At 36.3% G+C, this 20,999-nt stretch carries 14 protein-coding genes and 2 pseudogenes; 12 read left to right on the forward strand and 4 right to left on the reverse strand.

The window, feature by feature from the left end; genetic code table 11:
- Positions 1-152: 152 nt before the first annotated feature.
- Entirely contained in the window at positions 153-2,792 is a 2,640-nt protein-coding gene (gene ppc / locus HMPREF2813_RS03180) for a phosphoenolpyruvate carboxylase (protein WP_042602065.1), read from the forward strand.
- A gap of 58 nt (positions 2,793-2,850) precedes the next feature.
- Here the strand turns inward: ppc and HMPREF2813_RS09520 are convergent.
- Positions 2,851-3,338 (reverse strand): annotated as a pseudogene (locus HMPREF2813_RS09520) (DDE-type integrase/transposase/recombinase); the annotation flags it as partial.
- 306 nt (positions 3,339-3,644) lie between these two features.
- Between HMPREF2813_RS09520 and HMPREF2813_RS03190 the strand changes: the two are divergent.
- Together HMPREF2813_RS03190 and HMPREF2813_RS03195 are read left to right on the forward strand one after the other, a co-directional pair.
- The gene (locus tag HMPREF2813_RS03190; RefSeq protein WP_012054435.1) at positions 3,645-4,874 is read left to right on the forward strand and encodes a DNA cytosine methyltransferase; all 1,230 of its coding nucleotides are present in this window, start codon (positions 3,645-3,647) and stop codon (positions 4,872-4,874) included.
- Positions 4,875-4,876: 2 nt separating this feature from the next.
- A complete protein-coding gene (locus tag HMPREF2813_RS03195) occupies positions 4,877-5,860 on the forward strand; it encodes an HNH endonuclease (RefSeq protein ID WP_012054436.1) in 984 nt (327 codons plus the stop codon).
- 43 nt (positions 5,861-5,903) lie between these two features.
- On the opposite strand, the gene HMPREF2813_RS03200 is transcribed toward HMPREF2813_RS03195, so the two are convergent.
- Positions 5,904-7,316, reverse strand: coding sequence for a YcjX family GTP-binding protein (locus HMPREF2813_RS03200; RefSeq protein ID WP_014550876.1), 1,413 nt, complete (start codon positions 7,314-7,316; stop codon positions 5,904-5,906).
- 69 nt (positions 7,317-7,385) lie between these two features.
- Here HMPREF2813_RS03200 and HMPREF2813_RS03205 point away from each other — a divergent pair, with 69 nt between their 5' ends.
- The 6 genes from HMPREF2813_RS03205 to HMPREF2813_RS03230 are packed head-to-tail and all read left to right on the forward strand — an operon-like array spanning position 7,386 to position 13,812.
- On the forward strand, positions 7,386-9,080 hold the full coding sequence (locus tag HMPREF2813_RS03205; RefSeq protein ID WP_014550877.1) for an ABC transporter substrate-binding protein: 1,695 nt from the start codon (positions 7,386-7,388) through the stop codon (positions 9,078-9,080).
- A complete protein-coding gene (locus HMPREF2813_RS03210) occupies positions 9,080-10,045 on the forward strand; it encodes an ABC transporter permease (RefSeq protein ID WP_005647370.1) in 966 nt (321 codons plus the stop codon). The genes HMPREF2813_RS03205 and HMPREF2813_RS03210 overlap by 1 nt, the downstream gene beginning before the upstream one ends.
- Positions 10,035-10,922: an ABC transporter permease subunit gene (locus tag HMPREF2813_RS03215; protein ID WP_014550878.1), complete on the forward strand. Its 888-nt coding sequence runs from the start codon at positions 10,035-10,037 to the stop codon at positions 10,920-10,922. Before HMPREF2813_RS03210 ends, HMPREF2813_RS03215 begins: the two co-directional genes overlap by 11 nt.
- A 3-nt stretch (positions 10,923-10,925) precedes the next feature.
- Complete coding sequence (locus tag HMPREF2813_RS03220) at positions 10,926-11,975, forward strand: peptide ABC transporter ATP-binding protein (protein ID WP_005667337.1); 1,050 nt, start codon at positions 10,926-10,928, stop codon at positions 11,973-11,975.
- Complete coding sequence (locus HMPREF2813_RS03225) at positions 11,975-12,784, forward strand: peptide ABC transporter ATP-binding protein (RefSeq protein WP_005667341.1); 810 nt, start codon at positions 11,975-11,977, stop codon at positions 12,782-12,784. The genes HMPREF2813_RS03220 and HMPREF2813_RS03225 overlap by 1 nt, the downstream gene beginning before the upstream one ends.
- Before the next feature lie 11 nt (positions 12,785-12,795).
- Positions 12,796-13,812, forward strand: a complete 1,017-nt coding sequence (locus tag HMPREF2813_RS03230; RefSeq protein WP_070646967.1) for a YeiH family protein — start codon at positions 12,796-12,798, stop codon at positions 13,810-13,812.
- 92 nt (positions 13,813-13,904) lie between these two features.
- Here HMPREF2813_RS03230 and truA read toward each other — a convergent pair whose 3' ends face one another.
- Complete coding sequence (gene truA, locus HMPREF2813_RS03235; RefSeq protein WP_005667347.1) at positions 13,905-14,714, reverse strand: tRNA pseudouridine(38-40) synthase TruA; 810 nt, start codon at positions 14,712-14,714, stop codon at positions 13,905-13,907.
- Positions 14,715-14,948: 234 nt separating this feature from the next.
- Here truA and fbp point away from each other — a divergent pair, with 234 nt between their 5' ends.
- Complete coding sequence (gene fbp / locus HMPREF2813_RS03240; RefSeq protein WP_005667351.1) at positions 14,949-15,953, forward strand: class 1 fructose-bisphosphatase; 1,005 nt, start codon at positions 14,949-14,951, stop codon at positions 15,951-15,953.
- A 43-nt stretch (positions 15,954-15,996) separates the two neighbouring features.
- Here fbp and HMPREF2813_RS03245 read toward each other — a convergent pair.
- Positions 15,997-16,089, reverse strand: a pseudogene (locus tag HMPREF2813_RS03245) ((d)CMP kinase); the annotation flags it as partial.
- Between the two features lie 267 nt (positions 16,090-16,356).
- Here HMPREF2813_RS03245 and HMPREF2813_RS03250 point away from each other — a divergent pair.
- The gene (locus HMPREF2813_RS03250; RefSeq protein ID WP_083304311.1) at positions 16,357-17,955 is read left to right on the forward strand and encodes a lactate permease LctP family transporter; all 1,599 of its coding nucleotides are present in this window, start codon (positions 16,357-16,359) and stop codon (positions 17,953-17,955) included.
- 287 nt (positions 17,956-18,242) lie between these two features.
- Entirely contained in the window at positions 18,243-20,981 is a 2,739-nt protein-coding gene (locus HMPREF2813_RS03255; protein WP_070646969.1) for a TonB-dependent receptor domain-containing protein, read from the forward strand.
- Positions 20,982-20,999: the final 18 nt, after the last annotated feature.

Raw genomic sequence — 20,999 nt, forward strand, 5'->3', positions numbered from 1 at the left:
CAATCCCTAAAAAGTGCGGTTCTTTTTTAGCTATTTTTTAGCTTTTCTTGATTATTTTCAAAATTTCTCTGAATAGCATTTGCCCTCCACCCTATTTTTAGTTATATCTATCGCCAACTGACAAATTTTATTTTTTACTTTTAGGAGTTCCTATGACACAAGAGTACAGTACTCTGCGCAATAACATTAGTATGTTAGGGCGTTTTCTCGGAGAAACCATCAATGATGCACAGGGCGAGGATATTCTCGAGTTAATCGAAAACATTCGTAAACTTTCTCGTAATTCTCGTGCTGGCGATGATAAAGCAAGACAAGCATTGCTCGATACGCTAGGTAGTATTTCTAATGAAAATATTATTCCCGTCGCACGTGCTTTCAGTCAATTTTTAAACCTCACTAACATAGCAGAACAATATCAAACCATTTCCCGTGAACATTCTCTTGCACAAAGTTCTTCTCAATCCTTAAGCGAACTTTTCAAACGCTTAAAAGAACAAAATGCTTCAGTGGAAGAGGTGCATAAAACCGTCGAAAAATTATTAATTGAGCTTGTTCTGACCGCACATCCAACAGAAACAACACGTCGTTCATTAATTCATAAACACATTGAAATCAATAAATGTTTAAGCAAGCTAGAACATCATGATTTAACGGAAAAAGAACGCAATATTATTGAGCGTCTATTACTTCGTTTAATCGCTGAAGCATGGCATACCAACGAAATTCGTACTGTTCGTCCAACACCATTTGATGAAGCGAAATGGGGCTTTGCGATGTTAGAAAACAGTTTGTGGCAAGCTGTGCCAGAATTTTTACGCCAACTCAACGAAACCGCCCGTGAATTTTTAGGTTACGATTTGCCGGTGGGATTAAAACCTGTGCGTATTTCCTCTTGGATGGGCGGCGACCGTGATGGAAATCCATTTGTTACCGCACAAATTACCAAAAAAGTACTTTATTTTGCCCGTTGGAAAGCGGCGGATTTATTCTTACAAGACATCAGCAAATTAGCCGATGAACTTTCAATGATGAAATGTAGCGATGAATTTCGTGATAAATACGGCGAACATTTAGAACCCTATCGTTTCGTAGTAAAAAATTTACGCAATCAACTTACAGCAACATTAGCTTATTTTGATGATCACTTATCTAATCGCACACCAAGAGTCTCCGAAAGCGAGATTATTTTGGAAGATAATCAACTGTGGGAGCCGCTTTACGATTGTTATCAATCTTTAATTCAATGCGGTATGCGCATTATTGCGAATGGTTCATTGCTGAATATTTTGCACCGTATTAGTTGTTTTGGCGTGACACTTTCTCAAATGGATATTCGCCAAGAAAGCACCCGTCATACCGATGCCATTGCTGAAATCACGCGCTATATTGGTTTAGGCGATTACTCTCAATGGATGGAAGACGATAAACAGGCTTTCTTAATTCGCGAATTAAGCTCTCGTCGTCCATTAATTCCGCAAAACTGGACACCATCGCCTGAAACCAAAGAAATTTTAGATACTTGTAAAGTCATTGCTCAACAAAAACAAGGTGTAATAGCTTGTTATGTTATTTCGATGGCGCGCAGTGCCTCTGATGTTTTAGCCGTTCATTTACTCTTAAAAGAATCAGGCGTGCCATATCACATTCCTGTTGTGCCATTATTTGAAACCTTAGAGGATTTAGATGCAGCCGAAAAAGTGATGACTCAACTTTTCAATGTGGGTTGGTATCGTGGCGTGATCAATAATCGTCAAATGGTAATGATTGGCTATTCAGATTCGGCAAAAGATGCGGGAATGATGGCTGCCTCTTGGGCGCAATACCGTGCACAAGAAGCCTTAGTGAATTTAACAGAAAAACTTGGCATTGAACTCACTTTATTCCACGGACGTGGTGGCACAATTGGTCGTGGCGGTGCACCAGCACATGCGGCATTACTTTCTCAGCCACCTCGTTCCTTAAAAAATGGTTTACGTGTAACAGAACAAGGCGAAATGATTCGTTTCAAACTGGGTTTACCCGCAGTAGCAGTAGAAACCTTTGATCTTTACGCCAGCGCCATTTTAGAAGCAAATCTTTTACCGCCACCAGAACCGAAACCAGAATGGCGTACTATAATGGACGAGCTTTCCACGATTTCTTGCGATATTTATCGTGGTGTGGTGCGTGGCGATAAAGATTTTGTGCCTTATTTCCGCAGTGCGACGCCAGAACAGGAACTCTCCAAATTGCCGCTTGGCTCTCGCCCTGCAAAACGCAATCCAAATGGCGGTGTGGAAAGTTTACGTGCGATCCCGTGGATTTTTGCCTGGATGCAAAACCGTTTAATGCTGCCCGCTTGGTTAGGGGCTGGTGCAGCTATTCGTCAAGTTATTGAACAAGGCAAAGGCGATATTATTCATAAAATGTGCGAAAACTGGCCGTTCTTTTCAACGCGAATCGGAATGTTGGAAATGGTATTTAGTAAATCGGATACTTGGCTTTCCCAACAATATGATCAACGATTAGTGAAAAAAGAGCTTTGGTATTTAGGTGAAAATTTACGTAAGCAACTTGAAGATGATATTCAAACCGTCCTTTCACTTTCTCACCAAAGTGAATTGATGTCTGATTTACCTTGGATTGCAGATTCAATCGCATTACGTAATATCTACACGGATCCACTCAATCTACTGCAAGTGGAATTGCTCCACCGTTTCCGTGAAAATCCAGAGCAAGTCAATCCCGATGTGGAACAAGCATTGATGATTACCATCACAGGTATCGCGGCTGGGATGCGCAATACGGGCTAGAAAGATGAAAAAAGTGCGGAAAATTTTCCGCACTTTTTAGGTATTATGCAGCAAGTGCTCAAAGACCGCATATGTGGTCATGGTTGCAATAATGAATGTACTCATGTATCGTTTTTTTTCAGCTGTTCGAACGTTTCAAATCGTTTACCATAATAACATTCCGTTTTTAACCATCCAAAAAATTTCCATTGCACTGTTATCTAAACAATTTCCCTTCCTTGACATATTTTGTTGAATGTCATTCTCTCTTAGTATGTTTTGATAGCCTATCATCTAATACAGCCAACCTTGGTCGGAATGTAAAATGTTTTTTGCTCCTTCAAGCCTTGCTACAGCTTGTTTCATCATTCGGGTGATTTTAAAATTCGAGATTCGCACTAAATCATAAGCCATAATTTCATTGTTAAATAAATCCTTAATTGGCGATAAATATTACTTACTTTCCTCATATTTTAATTCATTGGGGTCTATTACACTCTTTTCGTTTGTTCAGCTTATGGTAAAATTGCCTTCTAATAAATTAGAAGCAATACGACCTATTTTACCTTAGTAAAAGCGGTATTTTTCAGAATATACAATAGTTGCCCCGAATTTACCGCCCTCGAAATAGTCCTCTGCAACCAAGCCGACATCATCCTAACGTACTACATCACTGAACTTAGGCGATGTAGCTGCATTCCCGTTTTTTAGAAATACCCGCTTCACGGTATATCAATAATTGTTTTCAGTTATTATTGGAATTTAGGGTGGAGGAGTTCGTCTGAAAATATTTCCCATGAATATCCCACTGACAGCTATAAGAAATTTTTGTTATAATTAACAAAGACTTTCGAATTTATTAGAGATGATTTTGTGTCAAATTTACCATATAAAAATCAAGAGAATTATTCCCTTCCTTTCTCCTTTCAATATGAAAACTGGCGGAATAAACCTTTTTCAAATCCCAGTTCTCATATTCGTTTAGCAACTGTTTTTAGCGGCATCGGTGCGATTGAACAGGCTATGAAACGTTTGAAATTAAATCATGAAATTATATTTGCTGGAGATATTGACCCTCATGTAAAAAAAAGTTATTTAGCAAATTATCAATTATCAGAAGAGCACTGGCATTCTGACATTACAACCTTTGATGCGACGCCTTACCGAGAACAAATAGATTTATTAGTTGGTGGAAGCCCTTGTCAAGCGTTCTCCATGGTAGGTAAAAGGCATGGTTTGGAGGATACTCGTGGTACTTTATTCTATGATTTTGCCCGTGTAGTCAATGAAACAAAGCCAAAAATTTTTATTTATGAAAACGTAAAGGGATTATTGAATCATGATAATGGCAAAACATGGCAGGTAGTAAAAGATGTATTACATGCACTAGGTTATGATTTATATTTTCAAGTAATGAACAGCAAAAATTATGGTATACCACAACATCGTGAGCGTATTTTCGTGGTTGGTTTTAAAACTCCTCCCCAAGGGGGATTTATGTTTCCAGCAGAAATTCCTCTTGAGCATTCAATGCAAGATTTCCTAGAAGATTACACAGATAGCAAATATTACCTAAAAGAAAAAGGAATTAAATTCGTAACTAGCTCTAAAAATCGCCAAAAACGGTACACTCAAATAAACGGTGATGTAATGCTATGCCAAAAAGCCAATCAACAATTTAACTGGCACGGGGATTTCATATTTGAATATGCTGTTAATTGTAGTAAATTTGATGAGTTTATTTTTAATGTAAATGATGTAGAAGAAAAATATTATTTATCAAATAAAATCCGCGATTATGTTTTAGCTGGTGGTACAAAGAATTTTAAAACTAGTACAGAAACCGACTTAACTGTTGCAAGACCATTATTACAAACAATGCATAAAATGCATCGCGCTGGTGTTGATAATTATGTTACTCATAATCAAGGTCGCATTAGGAAATTAACACCAAGAGAATGCCTCCGACTTATGGGCTTTAGAGATGATTTCCAAATTGTTGTAAGTGATACACAAGCATACCGTCAAGCAGGAAATAGTATCGTTGTTGATGTTTTAATTGCTATTTTGAAACAAATTGATATTACAAAATATGGAGTATAATAATGTTAATTGATGGAATTACTTATTTTCCTATAGATACTAAAGAAAAGATTACTATTGCGGATTCATTTGTCGTTAGAGCTAATAAAATAGGTCATGGAAATGGAGAGGCAAAATTATATATCGGCAATGAAAATGAGGAAAATAGATCATTTTTTGGGGAGAATGGATTCATAGTTCGTTGTTTTTTACTAAAGCAGGATTTAATTAAATACTTAGATGAGACGAAAGAGGAATATTTATCTCCAGAACAGCTTTATCAAAATGCTAGTGAACTCCCTACATTGTGGTTAGAGCGCCGACAAAAGATTACCAAGCTGCCTGAAATAATTTGGTTTGATATAGAAGAACAAACACAAATTGCAGGCCCAAGATTGTATGTTAAATTTAATAATAAACAATCAAAATTTGGATATGAACTTATCCGAGAACTTTCCTTACCTAATGTGACATATATTTCTATCGTAAAACTAGTTAACTCAAAAACTCTAAAAGAACCTATTTTTTATATTCGTCTCTTTGCAGATTATTTCGGTGATGTTATCCACCCTGCTATTCTTGAACAAGAAGAAAAAAATATCCTAGGAGAACCTGATAGTCGTGAAAAAACAGAAAAATTAAGAGCACGGCAAGGTCAGGGAGAATATAGGAAAAAACTGTTAGAACAATGTCCATTTTGTCCAATTACATTGATTTCTGATGATCGCCTTTTAATCGCAAGTCATATTAAACCATGGGCAAAATCAAATGACTTTGAGAAAACAGATCCATATAACGGATTTATGTTTACACCAACCATAGATCATCTATTTGATCGTGGTTTCATTACCTTCACAGATAATCAAGAAATGCTACTCTCTCCTTTTCTATCCAAAATGACTTATTCAAAATTAGGATTAAGCGACAGAAAAAAATATCCAATGTTAAAGATTGAAGGGAGAACAGGATATTTAGAATATCATAGACAGGAAATTTGGAAGGGTTGACCCAATTAATAAATAGGCTATCTAAAAAATTTTCCGCCCTTTTTTATTCAAATCGATCACTTAATAAAAATTGTAAAACCGCATCCATTCTCAAATGAGGAATGCTCTCCCCTTGTTCTAAAGGCTGAGGTTCAAAACTATCAAAATCAAAGTGCGGTTGTTTTTGCCAAAATTCTGTTTTTGGTAATTTACTCGGCACGGTTCCTGGATAAATCGTAATCAGCTGTTTATCAATAGAACGAACCCCTTGAATTGCTTTAATTTCTTTTCCTTGCTGATTCACAATCACTTGCTTTGTGGTACGAACAGCCGCAATAGCGGTATATTCCGTATCGATTCCTTCAAATTCCACATGGCGACCACCCTCTTGCACAATTTGGCGCATTAAACTTACTAAATTAGGAATTTGATCACGAGTAATATGATCCGCCTTTGTCGCAACAAACATTAATCGATCAATTCGCGGAGAAAACAAACGATGAAGAAAATTTCTGCTGCCATAATGGAAATTATTAAATAACTGATTTAAGCCCATTTGCATATCTAAAAAGGCTTGCTGACTGTGATTTAAAGGCGTTAAACAATCCGCCAAAATAACTTGACGATCAAAGGTAGAAAAATAATTTTCGTAAAAACCTTTCACAATTTTATTGCGATAATAATCATAACGTTTTGTCAGCACAGCAAAATAGCTATTTGATTTTGCTGTTTTTTTCAAGGTTCGCCACTGTTTTTCTGAAAGATGAATTAATGGGAAAAATTGTAATGCGGGCGCGCCCTCTAAATCACTCGGCAATACAAATCGCCCAGGCTGAATAAATTGCATGCCTTGCACTTTGCATTGATGTAAATAATCCGTATAACTTTTCGCTATCTTGGCTAAAACATCTTCATTTTCGACCGCACTTAAATCCAAATCCTGCAACATAGCGAGCCAATTCTCCGCCAATTCTTCACGAATGCCTGTTGTTACCTTAATTTGCTCTTGTGACCATTGTTGAAAATCTAAATTTAACAACGGCAAATCGAGCAGCCATTCACCGGGATAATCAAAAATATCCAGATAAAGCGTGCCTCGTTCTTTCAAATGGCGTAGCAAGCCAGATTGACGTTGAAAACGAATTGCTAAACGAGTTTCACTCACGCCACGAGTAGATTGAAACCATTGAGGCGGATTTTGTGACAAATCATTTAAATTACTTTCATAATCAAAACGTGGCACGCTGAGATCTTGTTGGGATACTCGTTTGACTGCCAAAATTGAACCATTTCTAGCTGCTTCAAACAAGGGCAAATTCTGTGATGAATGTTGATTAATGGAGAGAAGTTGATTGATTAAACTTGTAATAAACGCCGTTTTTCCACTCCGACTTAACCCTGTTACCGCCAAGCGCAAAGTGCGGTCAAAACCACGATTAATAATTTGATTGATTTCCTTTTGAACCCGATTAAACATTCAATATCCTAGCCATTTTTACTAATATGCCTTACAATTTGACACATAATTTATCACAATGCATTTGTTATGTTACGTCTAAATCTGAGATTTTTATCTTTTCTGCTCTGTATAATCCAAAGTGTAGAATTACAGGCTGCGCCAAGTGTTCCAACATTTTTAACTGAAAATGGCTTAACTTATTGCACCCACGCTTCAGGTTTTTCATTTAATCCGCAAACGGCAGATGCAGGAACCAGTATGAATGTGGTCACGGAACAAATTTATAACAAATTATTTGATATAAAAAATCACAGTGCAACATTAACACCAATGCTGGCGCAATCTTATTCCATTTCAGCTGATGGTAAAGAAATTTTATTAAATTTACGTCACGGCGTAAAATTTCACCAAACCCCTTGGTTTACCCCAACACGTGATTTTAACGCTGAAGACGTAGTATTTTCGATTAATCGTGTATTAGGGCATAATACTTATTTACCAACCTTAGCTGAGGCGAATGTTACCTATAGTAACCCACAATATAAAGTGTTTCACGAACAAGCAAGAAAAGTGCGTTTTCCTTATTTTGATAGCATTAAACTTAACGAAAAAATCAAATCTGTGACCGCACTTTCGCCTTATCAAGTAAAAATTGAATTATTTGAGCCAGATTCCTCCATCTTGTCGCATCTTGCCAGCCAGTATGCCATTATTTTTTCACAAGAATATGCCTATCAATTAAGCGCAGATGACAACCTTACTCAATTAGATACCCACCCAGTAGGCACAGGGCCTTATCAAGTAAAAGATTATGTATATAACCAATATGTTCGCTTAGTGCGTAACGAAAACTATTGGAAAAAAGAAGCAAAAATTCAAAATATTATCGTGGATTTATCTACTGATAGAAACGGGCGACTCGTCAAATTTTTCAATAATGAATGTCAAATAGCCTCTTATCCTGAAGTGAGCCAAATTGGCTTATTAAAGAGCAACGATAAGCACTACTATATGCAATCCACTGACGGAATGAATTTGGCATATCTTGCCTTCAATTTTGAAAAGCCATTGATGCAGGATCGCACCATTCGAGAAGCTATCTCACAAAGTTTGAACCGCGCACGTATTATTCACAACATCTATCACAATACTGCGACAGTGGCGAATAACATTATTCCTGAAGTATCTTGGGCTTCAAGTGTCAATACGCCAGAATTTGAGTTTGATTACAATCCCAAAATCGCCAAAAATAAATTAGCAGATAAAAACCTTTTGTTAAATTTATGGGTAATTAATGAAGAACAAGTCTATAATCCTGCACCTTTTAAAATGGCTGAAATGATAAAATGGGATTTAGCTCAAGCGGGTGTGAAAGTTAAAGTGCGTGCCGTAACTCGTCCATTTTTAACTGCGCAATTACGCAATCAATCGGAAAATTATGATTTGATTCTATCTGGTTGGTTAGCTGGTAATCTTGATCCTGATGGTTTTATGCGTCCAATTTTAAGCTGTGGAACAAAAAATGAACTCACTAATTTATCTAATTGGTGTAATGAAGAATTTGATCAATTTATGGATCGCGCCATTACCACCTCACATTTAAGTTCACGCGTAAAAGCCTATAATGAAGCCCAAGAACTCGTTTTACGTGAATTACCCATTATTCCTATTGCCAATGTAAAACGAATTTTAGTCGCGAATAGTCGTGTGAAAGGAGTAAAAATGACGCCTTTTGGTAGCTTAGATTTTTCCACCTTATATTTTATTCAGGAGAAACACTAATGTTATGGTCGGTTCTTCGCCATATTCTGTGGGTGGCATTATTATTACTCGTATTATCGCTATTAGGCTTTGTCATTTTATTGCGCGATCCTCTTAATGCGAATCTTGTTACACAAAACATTTATATCGGCTATTTCCATTATTTAGGCACCTTGTTACAAGGTGATTTTGGCATTACCTATAACGGTGGAAAATCATTAATGAACCTTATTCTTACGGTTCTTCCTCCCACATTGGAACTTTGTTTCATTACATTGTTTTTGGCATTTATTTTTGGTTTGCCACTTGGCATTATAAGTGCGGTCAATTCTGAACAAGTTTTTGCAAAAAGTTTACAGAGCCTATCTTATGTAGGGCTATCTATTCCAATATTTTGGTTAGCCCCTATTTTACTGTATGTTGCCGCGCTCTCACATTGGGAAATTGCCGCTATTGGACAATATAATTTGCTTTACGAAATTAAATCCATTACGGGATTTCCTGTTATTGATATGTGGTTTATGGAAGTGCCTTATCGTACAAAAATCGTACAAAATATATTGCAACATTTAGCCTTACCAACATTGGTATTGTGTATTTTGCCAACAATGGAAATTATCCGCATTATTCATCAACGAGCAGAATATATTTTGAATCAAAATTTTTCTAAAGTAGCGACAACACGGGGTTGGTCAAAATGGAAAATTCTCCATCAATATGTATTCCGTAATACTTTTCCCCTGCTTGTTCCACAAGTACCACGTGTATTCACATTAGTATTAACGCAATGTATGTTGGTAGAAACGGCTTTAGGTTGGCCTGGCATTGGTCGTTGGTTAATTAATGCCGTAAATGAACAAGATTACAACAGCATTGCCGCAGGTGTAATTGTTATTGGTGTATGTATTATTTTGATTGATACATTCACTAAAATATTCACTTTTATACTCGATCCATTTAAAAAGAAAGGTTGGTATGCAAAATAAAGAACCTGATGAATTCCGCGAAAGCACCTCAATCTTTCAAATTTGGTTACGCTTTCGTCAAAATACCATCGCACTTTTTAGCTTTTATTTATTAATCGCATTAATTTTTACCGCACTTTTTGCTAGTTATCTTGCACCTTATGCTGATAATCGACAATTTATTGGGCAAGAATTAATGCCTCCTTCTTGGGTAGATAGAGGAAAAATTGCTTTTTTCTTTGGTACTGATGATTTAGGTCGCGACATATTAAGTCGTTTAATTATGGGTACTCGTTATACCTTAGGTTCTGCTTTACTGGTTGTCTTTTCAGTGGCAATAATAGGCGGTGCACTAGGAATTATTGCAGGACTACTGAAAGGTATTAAAGCTCGTTTTGTCGGGCATATTTTTGATGCTTTTTTATCGTTACCTATTCTATTAATTGCCATTGTTATTTCAACATTAATGGAACCAAGTTTATGGAATGCAATGTTCGCAACACTCTTAGCGATATTGCCGTATTTCATCCATGCAATTTATCAAGCCATTCAACAAGAATTGAAAAAAGATTATGTGCTGATGCTAAAACTTGAAGGCATTTCCAATCAAGCCTTATTAAAAAGCACTATTTTACCGAATATTACTGTTATTTATATTCAAGAAGTGGCTCGTGCTTTTGTGATAGCCGTGTTGGATATTAGCGCGTTAAGTTTTATTTCCCTTGGCGCACAACGACCAACCCCAGAATGGGGCGCAATGATTCGAGATTCTTTAGAACTACTCTATCTTGCACCTTGGACGGTATTACTCCCTGGCTTTGCAATTATTTTTACTATTTTATTAAGCATTATTTTTAGCAATGGCTTAACTAAAACCATCAATCAACATCAAGAATAGCTTATGGCACTTTTAGACATTTGTAACCTAAATATTGAAATTCAAACCTCCAATGGACGTATAAAAATTGTAGATGGCATCAATCTTTCCCTTAACGAAGGGGAAATCAGTGGATTAGTTGGCGAATCAGGCTCAGGAAAAAGCTTAATCGCTAAAGTCATTTGTAATGCAATCAAAGAAAATTGGATTATTACTGCCGATCGCTTTCGTTTTCACGATGTCGAACTACTTAAACTCAGTCCTAATAAACGACGTAAGATTGTCGGCAAAGAAATTTCAATGATTTTCCAAAATCCCTTATCTTGCCTTGATCCAAGCCGAAAAATAGGGAAACAACTCATCCAAAATATTCCTAATTGGACATTTAAAAATAAATGGTGGAAATGGTTTGGGTGGAAAAAAAGACGTGCTATTGAATTGTTACATCGCGTAGGAATTAAAGATCATCGTGATATTATGGCAAGCTATCCTAACGAACTGACAGAAGGCGAAGGACAAAAAGTTATGATCGCAATGGCTGTCGCTAATCAGCCTCGTTTATTAATCGCGGATGAACCAACAAATGCATTAGAATCAACCACTGCCCTACAAGTTTTTCGTTTACTTTCTAGTATGAACCAAAATCAGGGAACAACAATTTTACTTACGAGTAACGATATTAAAAGTATTAGTGAATGGTGCGATCAAATTTCAGTGCTTTATTGTGGGCAAAATACCGAATCTGCCCCGACTGAAATATTAATCGAAAGTCCCCATCATCCTTATACCCAAGCCTTAATTAATGCAGTACCCGATTTTACTCAACCTTTGGGATTTAAAACTAAATTGGGTACGTTAGAAGGCACCGTGCCTATTTTAGAGCAAATGCCAATTGGCTGTCGTCTTGGCCCAAGATGCCCTTTTGCACAAAAAAAATGTATGGAAAAACCAAGACGATTGAAAATAAAACAACACGAATTTTCTTGTCATTATCCTATTAATTTACGAGAAAAAAATTTCAAAGAAAAAACAACCGCCACCCCTTTTATACTTAATTGCAAAGGAAATGAATAATGCCCTTATTACAAGTGGAAGATTTAACTAAAACTTTTAAAGGTCACGCCAGTTTATTTGGTCGAAATCAATTCAATGCAGTGGATAAAGTGAGTTTTACCCTTGAACGTAAACAAACACTTGCAATCATTGGCAATAATGGCTCTGGTAAATCAACCCTAGTGAAAATGATAGCAGGCATTATTCCGCCAACTTCTGGTCGAATTTTATTTAATGATCGAGAATTACAATATCAGGATGCCCAATCTAGCGCTAAACATATTCGTATGGTTTTCCAAGATGCCAATTCTGCATTTAACCCACGTTTAAATATTGGACAAATATTAGACGAACCATTAAGCCTAGCGACAGATTGGACAGAAACACAACGTAATGAAAAAATCTTTGAGACCCTCTCTCTTGTTGGACTTTATCCTGATTACACAAATCTCAATATTAAGCATCTTTCTATTAGCCAAAAACAGCGTGTCGCTTTGGCACGTGCGCTGATTTTAGAACCTGAAATAATTATTATAGATGATGCAATTGGTAATTTAGATGCCTCGGTGCGCATTCAATTACTAAATTTAACCCTTGATCTGCAGCAACGTTTAGGTATTTCTTATATTTATGTAGGGCAAGATCTCGGTGTAATTAAACATATTGCAGATACGATTATCGTAATGGATGAAGGAAAAATGATTGAATATGGCAGCCCTCAAAATCTTTTTACCGCTCCACAAACTGATGTTACTCGTCGCTTAGTCGAAAGCTATTTTGGCAAAATTTTAGATGAAACCGCTTGGGTAAAAGACAAAAACACTCACTAAGGAAAGAAAAAATGAACACTCGTCCCTTTTATTTCGGACTTATATTTATCGCGATTATCGCTATACTTGCTAACTATTTAGGAAGCACCGACTTTTCCCATCATTATCATATCAGTGCCTTAATTATTGCCATCTTACTGGGAATGGCAATCGGCAATACCATTTACCCGCAATTTTCAACACAAGTAGAAAAAGGCGTATTATTTGCCAAAGGCACGCTTCTTCGCACTGGCATTGTGCTGTATGGTTTTCGCCTTACTTTTGGCGATATTGCCGATGTTGGCTTAAATGCTGTTGTCACTGATGCCATTATGCTAATTTCAACCTTTTTTCTTACCGCACTTTTGGGCATTCGTTATCTAAAAATGGATAAACAATTGGTTTATCTCACTGGGGCAGGATGTAGTATTTGTGGTGCGGCAGCGGTTATGGCGGCAGAGCCTGTTACCAAAGCAGAATCTCATAAAGTTTCAGTGGCGATTGCCGTAGTGGTCATTTTCGGGACACTTTCTATTTTTACTTATCCATTTTTCTACACTTGGTCGCAACATTTAATTAACGCTCATCAATTCGGTATTTATGTTGGTTCTAGCGTGCATGAAGTGGCTCAAGTGTATGCGATTGGGGAAAATATTGATCCTATCGTGGCGAATACTGCCGTCATTACCAAAATGCTCCGAGTGATGATGCTTGCACCATTTTTATTAATGCTTTCTTGGTTATTAACACGTAGTGATGGGGTATCAGAAAATACGTCACACAAAATTACAATTCCTTGGTTTGCTGTACTTTTTATTGGCGTTGCCATTTTTAATTCTTTTGATTTATTACCAAAAGAACTCGTGAAATTATTCGTTGAAATCGATTCTTTCTTATTAATTTCAGCGATGGCTGCACTTGGCTTAACTACGCAAGCAAGCGCAATCAAGAAAGCAGGACTAAAACCGCTTGTTTTAGGCGTATTGATTTATTTATGGCTAGTGATTGGGGGATTTTTAGTGAACTATGGAATATCAAAATTAATATAAAATTCACTTAAGATTGACCGCACTTTTAAAGTGCGGTCTTTTTTTATGAAGAATATTTTCAGATATGATTATTTAAAAGATGAAATTAGGCTTTATTTCAAAGTACGATTTAATAAACCATCCTCTAAAAATAAAGGACCAATTGGGCGTTTAGGAATATCAAACTTTTGTGGATAAATCACATCCACCAAATACAATCCATCGGGTTTTGCTGTTGGTGCGGCAAGCTGACGATTTTTCTGCTCAAGTAGCCATTGCATCCATTCAATCGGCTGATTTCCAGCACCGACCTCAATCAAACTTCCCACAATATTGCGCACCATATGATGCACAAAAGCGTTCGCCTGAATATCAACAATAATATATTTTCCGATACGAGACACATTCAAATGATGCACATTACGCCAAGGCGTATGAGACTGACATTGAGCCGCACGGAAAGAGGAAAAATCCTGTTCGCCAAGTAAACATTGCCCTGCCTGATGCATTTTTTCCGCATCTAAATCTAAATGGCAATGGGTTATTCCTCCCGCTAAAATCGCAGAGCGTAATTTATTACAATAAAGAATATAGCGGTAACGGCGTGCTGTTGCGGAAAACCTCGCATGGAATTCATCATCGACTTGTTTTGCCCAACTCACTGCAATGTCATCAGGTAAATGAGCATTCGTACCAAAAGCCCAAGCCTTATTTGGGCGAACCGCATTGGTTTCAAAATGAACAACCTGCCCCGTTCCACTTACGCCAGAATCCGTTCTGCCTGCACAAAATATGTCAATTTTTTCATTTGCAATGTGAGAAAGTGCCTTTTCTAATTCTTCTTGTACACTACGGACTTTTTCTTGTCTCTGCCAACCATAATAATTTTGCCCGTTATACTCAATGCCTAATGCAATTTTCATTTTTTACCTTTTGGCTTAATAAAGTGCGGTTATGGTAGCCCAAGTTTATTTGGAGCGCAAATGCATAAAAACACTCCAAAATTTATTCAAAAATAAGCGATAGTTTCTAAAAATTACAACAATTAATGTGAATTTTTTGTGATAAAGATCTCATTCTGATAATCTGCCATTAGAGTTTACACTCCAAACTCCCTATAATTAATCAATATATTATGAAAAACTAAAAGGAAAATTATGAAAACATTGAGTGAATTTATCGTTGAACGCCAAGCTGAATATCCAAACGCAAAGGGGGAATTGAGTGGTATTTTGTCGTCAATTCGTCTTTTAGCGAAAATAATTCATCGAGATATTAACAAAGCAGGTTTAACAAATATTCTCGGTCAATCTGGTATTGAAAATGTACAAGGCGAAAGTCAAATGAAACTCGATTTATTCGCCCATAACACGATGAAAGCGGCATTAATGGCTCGTGAAGAAGTGGCTGGGTTTGCATCTGAAGAAGAGGAAAGTTTTATCGCATTTGATACGGAACGTGGACGTAATGCAAAATATATTATTTTAACGGATCCCCTTGATGGCTCTTCAAATATTGATGTAAACGTATCCGTCGGTACAATTTTCTCTATTTACCGTCGCGTATCTCCAATTGGCTCACCTGTTACCTTAGAAGATTTTATGCAACCAGGGAATAAACAAGTTGCCGCGGGTTATATTGTTTATGGTTCATCAACTATGTTGGTATATACCACTGGTCACGGTGTGAATGGTTTCACTTATGATCCGTCTATCGGTACATTCTGTCTTTCCCACGAAAATATGCAAATGCCAAAAGAGGGCAAAATTTATTCCATCAACGAAGGACAATACCTGAAATTCCCACAAGGTGTGAAAAAATATATTAAATATTGCCAAGAAGAAGATAAAGCGACTCATCGCCCTTACGTATCTCGCTATATTGGTTCACTTGTAGCAGACTTCCACCGCAACTTATTAAAAGGCGGCATTTATATTTACCCAAGTGCAACCAACTATCCAAATGGAAAACTCCGTTTATTATATGAAGGCAATCCAATTGCATTTTTAGCGGAGCAAGCTGGTGGTGTCGCAACGGATGGTTATCGTCGAATTTTAGATATTCAACCAACGGAACTCCACCAACGTGTACCACTTTTTGTTGGTTCAGAAGATATGGTAAAAAAAGCGCAAGAAATGATGGAAGAATTTAAAGAAGAATAATAAAAATCTCCTCGATTAAAAGGGGAGATTTTTATCAATAAAAAGCATAGCCCAACTTTTCAGCCAACGCATAACAAAGCGTCCCTTTCCCAGCACCACTAGGACCATCAACAGTAATAATCATTCCCATACAAATTATCCTTTCATTCTCAAAATTTTGCGCATTATAGTGAGAATTTGGTGATCCTGCTAATGTTAATATGGTATTAAACAATCTTTATCATATTCCATATTCTTCTATTAATACTATAACTAAACACAAATAGTAATAAAAATGTAAAAAATGAAAATAAAATGTTAAATTTTATGAGATATTGATCACATTTTCTTAAAATAGGTATATGCTTTTGCATATAAATCCATAAAATAACCACATCTTTTAATCTAACTCTGAGGATATTTTATGCTGTCTTTTATTCTAAGTATTTTTCCTATCGTTTTACTGATTTATCTTATGGTAAAAAGAAACGCGCTACCTTCTTATGTTGCCTTACCTTGGATTGCAACATTAGTTATGGGCGTTCATCTTTTACACTTTAATACAGATATTGTTACTATTAGTGCAAATGTTGTTTCTGCAATTGTTGCGGTACAAACTCCTATTACAGTAATTTTTGGTGCGATTCTCTTTAACCGTTTCTCTGAAATTTCAGGCGCAACAAATATTATGCGAAAATGGCTAGGAAATATTAATCCAAATCCCGTTGCACAATTAATGATTATTGGTTGGGCGTTTGCCTTTATGATCGAAGGGGCAAGTGGTTTTGGTACACCAGCGGCAATTGCTGCACCTATTTTAGTGGGATTAGGTTTTCATCCATTAAAAGTGGCGATGTTGGCACTTATTATGAACTCAGTTCCCGTATCCTTTGGTGCGGTAGGTACACCAACTTGGTTTGGTTTTGGTGCTTTAAAATTATCAGAAGATATGATTTTAGAAATTGGGTCTATTACAGCATTTATACACTCCATTGCTGCACTTATTATCCCATTATTAGCACTTCGTATCTTAGTAAATTGGGATGATATTCGTAAAAACATCGTATTTATCTATATTAGCGTACTAGGTTGCGTAGTACCTTATTTCTTGATTGCTCAAGTCAATTACGAATTTCCATCACTCGTTGGGGGGGCAATCGGCTTATTTATTTCCGTATGGGCTGCGAATCGCAATATTGGTTTAGCAAAAGTAACAAATAACCTTGATAATAATGCGGTAAGTACGGGAGAAGTAGTTAAAGCATTATTCCCTACAGGTTTACTTATTGCATTTTTAATTGTGACTCGTATTCATCAATTACCGTTCAAAGCAATGATGAATGACGCAACTATTTGGTTCTCAACCACATTAGGTTCGTTAGGATTATTTGAAATTAGTAAAGGTTTAATCTTTAGCTTAAAAAATATTTTTGGCTCAAATGTTTCATCAAGCTATAAACTTCTTTACGTACCCGCATTGATTCCATTTGTCATTACAGTACTAATTGCGATTCCTTTCTTTAAAATTTCCAGTTCAAATGTTAAACAGATTTTTGTATCAAGTTTACAACAATCTAAAAATCCATTTATTGCCTTAATTGGTGCCTTAGTGATGGTAAACCTAATGTTAGTGGGTGGCGAACATTCTATGGTAAAAATTATTGGTCGAACTTTTGCTGAAATTTCTGGTAGTAACTGGACTATTTTCTCCTCTTTCTTAGGTGCGATTGGATCGTTTTTCTCGGGTTCAAATACCGTATCCAACCTAACATTTGGTAGTGTTCAACTTTCTACCGCAGAAACCACAGGCATTTCTGTCGCACTTGTTCTTGCTTTACAATCTGTTGGTGGGGCAATGGGGAATATGGTATGTATAAATAACATTGTAGCGGTAAGTTCAGTGTTAAATATTTCAAACCAAGAAGGCACAATTATTAAGAAAACCATTATACCTATGATCATTTACGGTATCATTGCCGCACTTGGCGCGCTGTTCTTAGTACCTTTATTTTATAATCTATAAAATTCACGCCAAAAATGACCGCACTTTTGCGGTCATTTCCTATTTTTCTCTTTTATATTTCTACTATCAAAACTAACCTTTAACCCATTAAAGTGCGGTTAATTTTGCGAATGAATTTGCCCATTTAGCAAAAACCAAACTTTCTTTTTCTTTATCTTCTCAACATATTTCCTCTCTAAAAATTAATTTTTTTCATTATTTTTAGGTATTTTCATTAAATCATTCCTTGAAATCCCTCTTATAAAATGGATAATCGTAATCCTTCTCAAAAATAAATAGGAACTATAATGAAGAAAGCTATAAAATTAAATTTAATTACACTTAGCCTAATCAATACAATCGGTATGACGATTACACAAGCTCAAGCCGAAGAAACATTAGGACAAATTGATGTCGTAGAAAAAGTGATATCAAATGACAAAAAACCTTTCACTGAAGCCAAAGCCAAAAGTACCCGTGAAAATGTCTTTAAGGAAACACAAACCATTGACCAAGTCATTCGGAGCATTCCTGGGGCATTTACTCAACAAGATAAAGGTTCGGGTGTGGTTTCTGTAAATATTCGTGGCGAAAATGGATTAGGTCGTGTCAATACGATGGTTGATGGTGTAACCCAAACCTTCTATTCTACAGCCTTAGACTCAGGTCAATCAGGCGGAAGTTCTCAATTTGGTGCGGCAATCGATCCTAATTTTATTGCAGGTGTAGATGTTAATAAAAGCAACTTTTCGGGAGCAAGCGGTATAAATGCGTTAGCAGGCAGTGCTAATTTTAGAACATTAAGCGTTAATGATGTGATTACTGATGACAAACCATTCGGCATTATTCTGAAAGGAATGACAGGAAGCAATGCCACTAAATCCAATTTTATGACGACGGCTGCTGGCAGAAAATGGCTTGATAATGGTGGCTATGTAGGCGTGGTGTATGGCTATAGCCAACGTGAAGTTTCACAAGATTATCGTATTGGTGGCGGAGAACGATTAGCATCATTAGGGCAAGATATTCTTGCTAAAGAAAAAGAAGCCTATTTCCGCAATGCAGGTTATGTTTTTACTAATGGACAGTGGACACCGGATTTAAGTAAGAGGCATTGGTCTTGCAATTCCGACTCCCCCCCTAAGGACAGAGACAAGTATGGGTTTACGTGCTCAATTCACAAAAATGAAGAAAGAGAAGAAATTCTAAAAGAATTAAAAGCTGGAACAAAACCTGAGAATATTGATAAGCTCCAAAATGGTAATGATGGAATTAAAGAAACTGACAAATCATTTGAACGCAATAAAGATCAATATAGTGTTGCACCTATTGAACCAGGCAGTTTGCAATCTCGTTCGCGTAGCCATTTGTTAAAATTTGAATATAGCGATGATCACCATACGCTAGGGGCGCAAATACGTACCCTTGATAATAAAATTGGTTCTCGCAAAATTGAAAACCGTAATTACCAAGTCAATTATAACTTCAATAATAACAGCTATCTTGATCTTAATTTAATGGCTGCACATAACATTGGCAAAACTATTTATCCTAAAGGTGGATTTTTTGCAGGTTGGCGAGTTAGAGATAAACTTATCACAAAAAATGTGGCAAATATTATTGATATTAACAACAGCCATACTTTCTTGCTGCCAAAAGAAATCGATTTAAAAACCACATTAGGTTTTAACTATTTTACCAATGAATACAGTAAAAACCGTTTTCCAGAAGAATTAAGTTTGTTTTATAAAGATGATTCACATGATCAAGGCTTATATTCATTCAGTAATGAAGGGAGATATTCTGGCTCAAAAGGTTTATTACCACAACGTTCAGTAATCTTACAACCTTCTGGCAAGCAAAAATTTAAAACGGTCTATTTTGATACCGCACTTTCTAAAGGCATTTATCATTTAAATTACAGCGTGAATTTTACCCATTACGCCTTTAATGGTGAGTATGTTGGATATGAAATTACAGCGGATCAAATTAATGAACCGATTTTGCATAAATCAGGGCATAAAAAGGCATTCAATCATTCTGCTACATTAAGTGCAGAACTAAGTGATTATTTTATGCCATTTTTCACTTATTCACGCACACACAGAATGCCGAATATTCAAGAGATGTTTTTCTCTCAAGTGTCTGATGCAGGGGTAAACACGGCATTAAAACCTGAACAATCTGACACCTATCAACTAGGCTTTAATACTTATAAAAAAGGTCTATTCACTCAAGACGATGTGCTAGGTATCAAATTAGTGGGTTATCGTAGCTTTATTAAAAACTATATCCATAATGTTTATGGAGACTGGTCGAAAGGTGGAGTTACCCCTATATGGGCAACAGCCAATAGTTTTCGCCTAACAATTGCTCATCAAAATTATCAACCTATCGTGAAAAAAAGCGGTGCTGAGTTAGAGCTTAATTATGATATGGGACGTTTTTTTGCGAATGTCTCTTACGCTTATCAACGTACTAATCAGCCAACCAATTATGCAGATGCAAGCTCTCGCCCTAAAAATTCGTCAAAAGAAGACACTTTGAAACAAGGTTATGGTTTATCACGTATCACTATGTTACCAAAGGACTACGGTAGATTAGAGCTTGGCACACGTTGGTTTGATCAAAAATTAACTCTTGGTATCGCAGCCCGTTACTATGGAAAAAGTAAGCGTGCTACAACTCAAGAAGAATACATCAACGGTTCTCGCTATGAAGAAAATACTACGAACGACAGAATTTATTATGCTATTAAAAAGACAGAAGATATTAAAAAACAACCGATTATTTTAGATTTACACGTCAGCTATGAACCAATCAAAGATTTGATTATTAAAGCGGAAGTACAAAATCTATTAGATAAACGTTATGTTGATCCGTTAGATGCTGGAAATGATGCAGCTTCGCAAAGATATTATTCAAGCTTAAATGATTCAATTTGTAGTAAAAATCCTGATAGTTGTGAAGGTGGTTCAGATAAAACTGTACTTTATAACTTTGCACGTGGAAGAACTTATATTCTGAGTTTGAACTATAAATTCTAGAGAGTTCATATAAAAGGC

Source organism: Haemophilus sp. HMSC066A11, assembly GCF_001811665.1.
Taxonomy (GTDB): Bacteria; Pseudomonadota; Gammaproteobacteria; order Enterobacterales; family Pasteurellaceae; genus Haemophilus; species Haemophilus influenzae.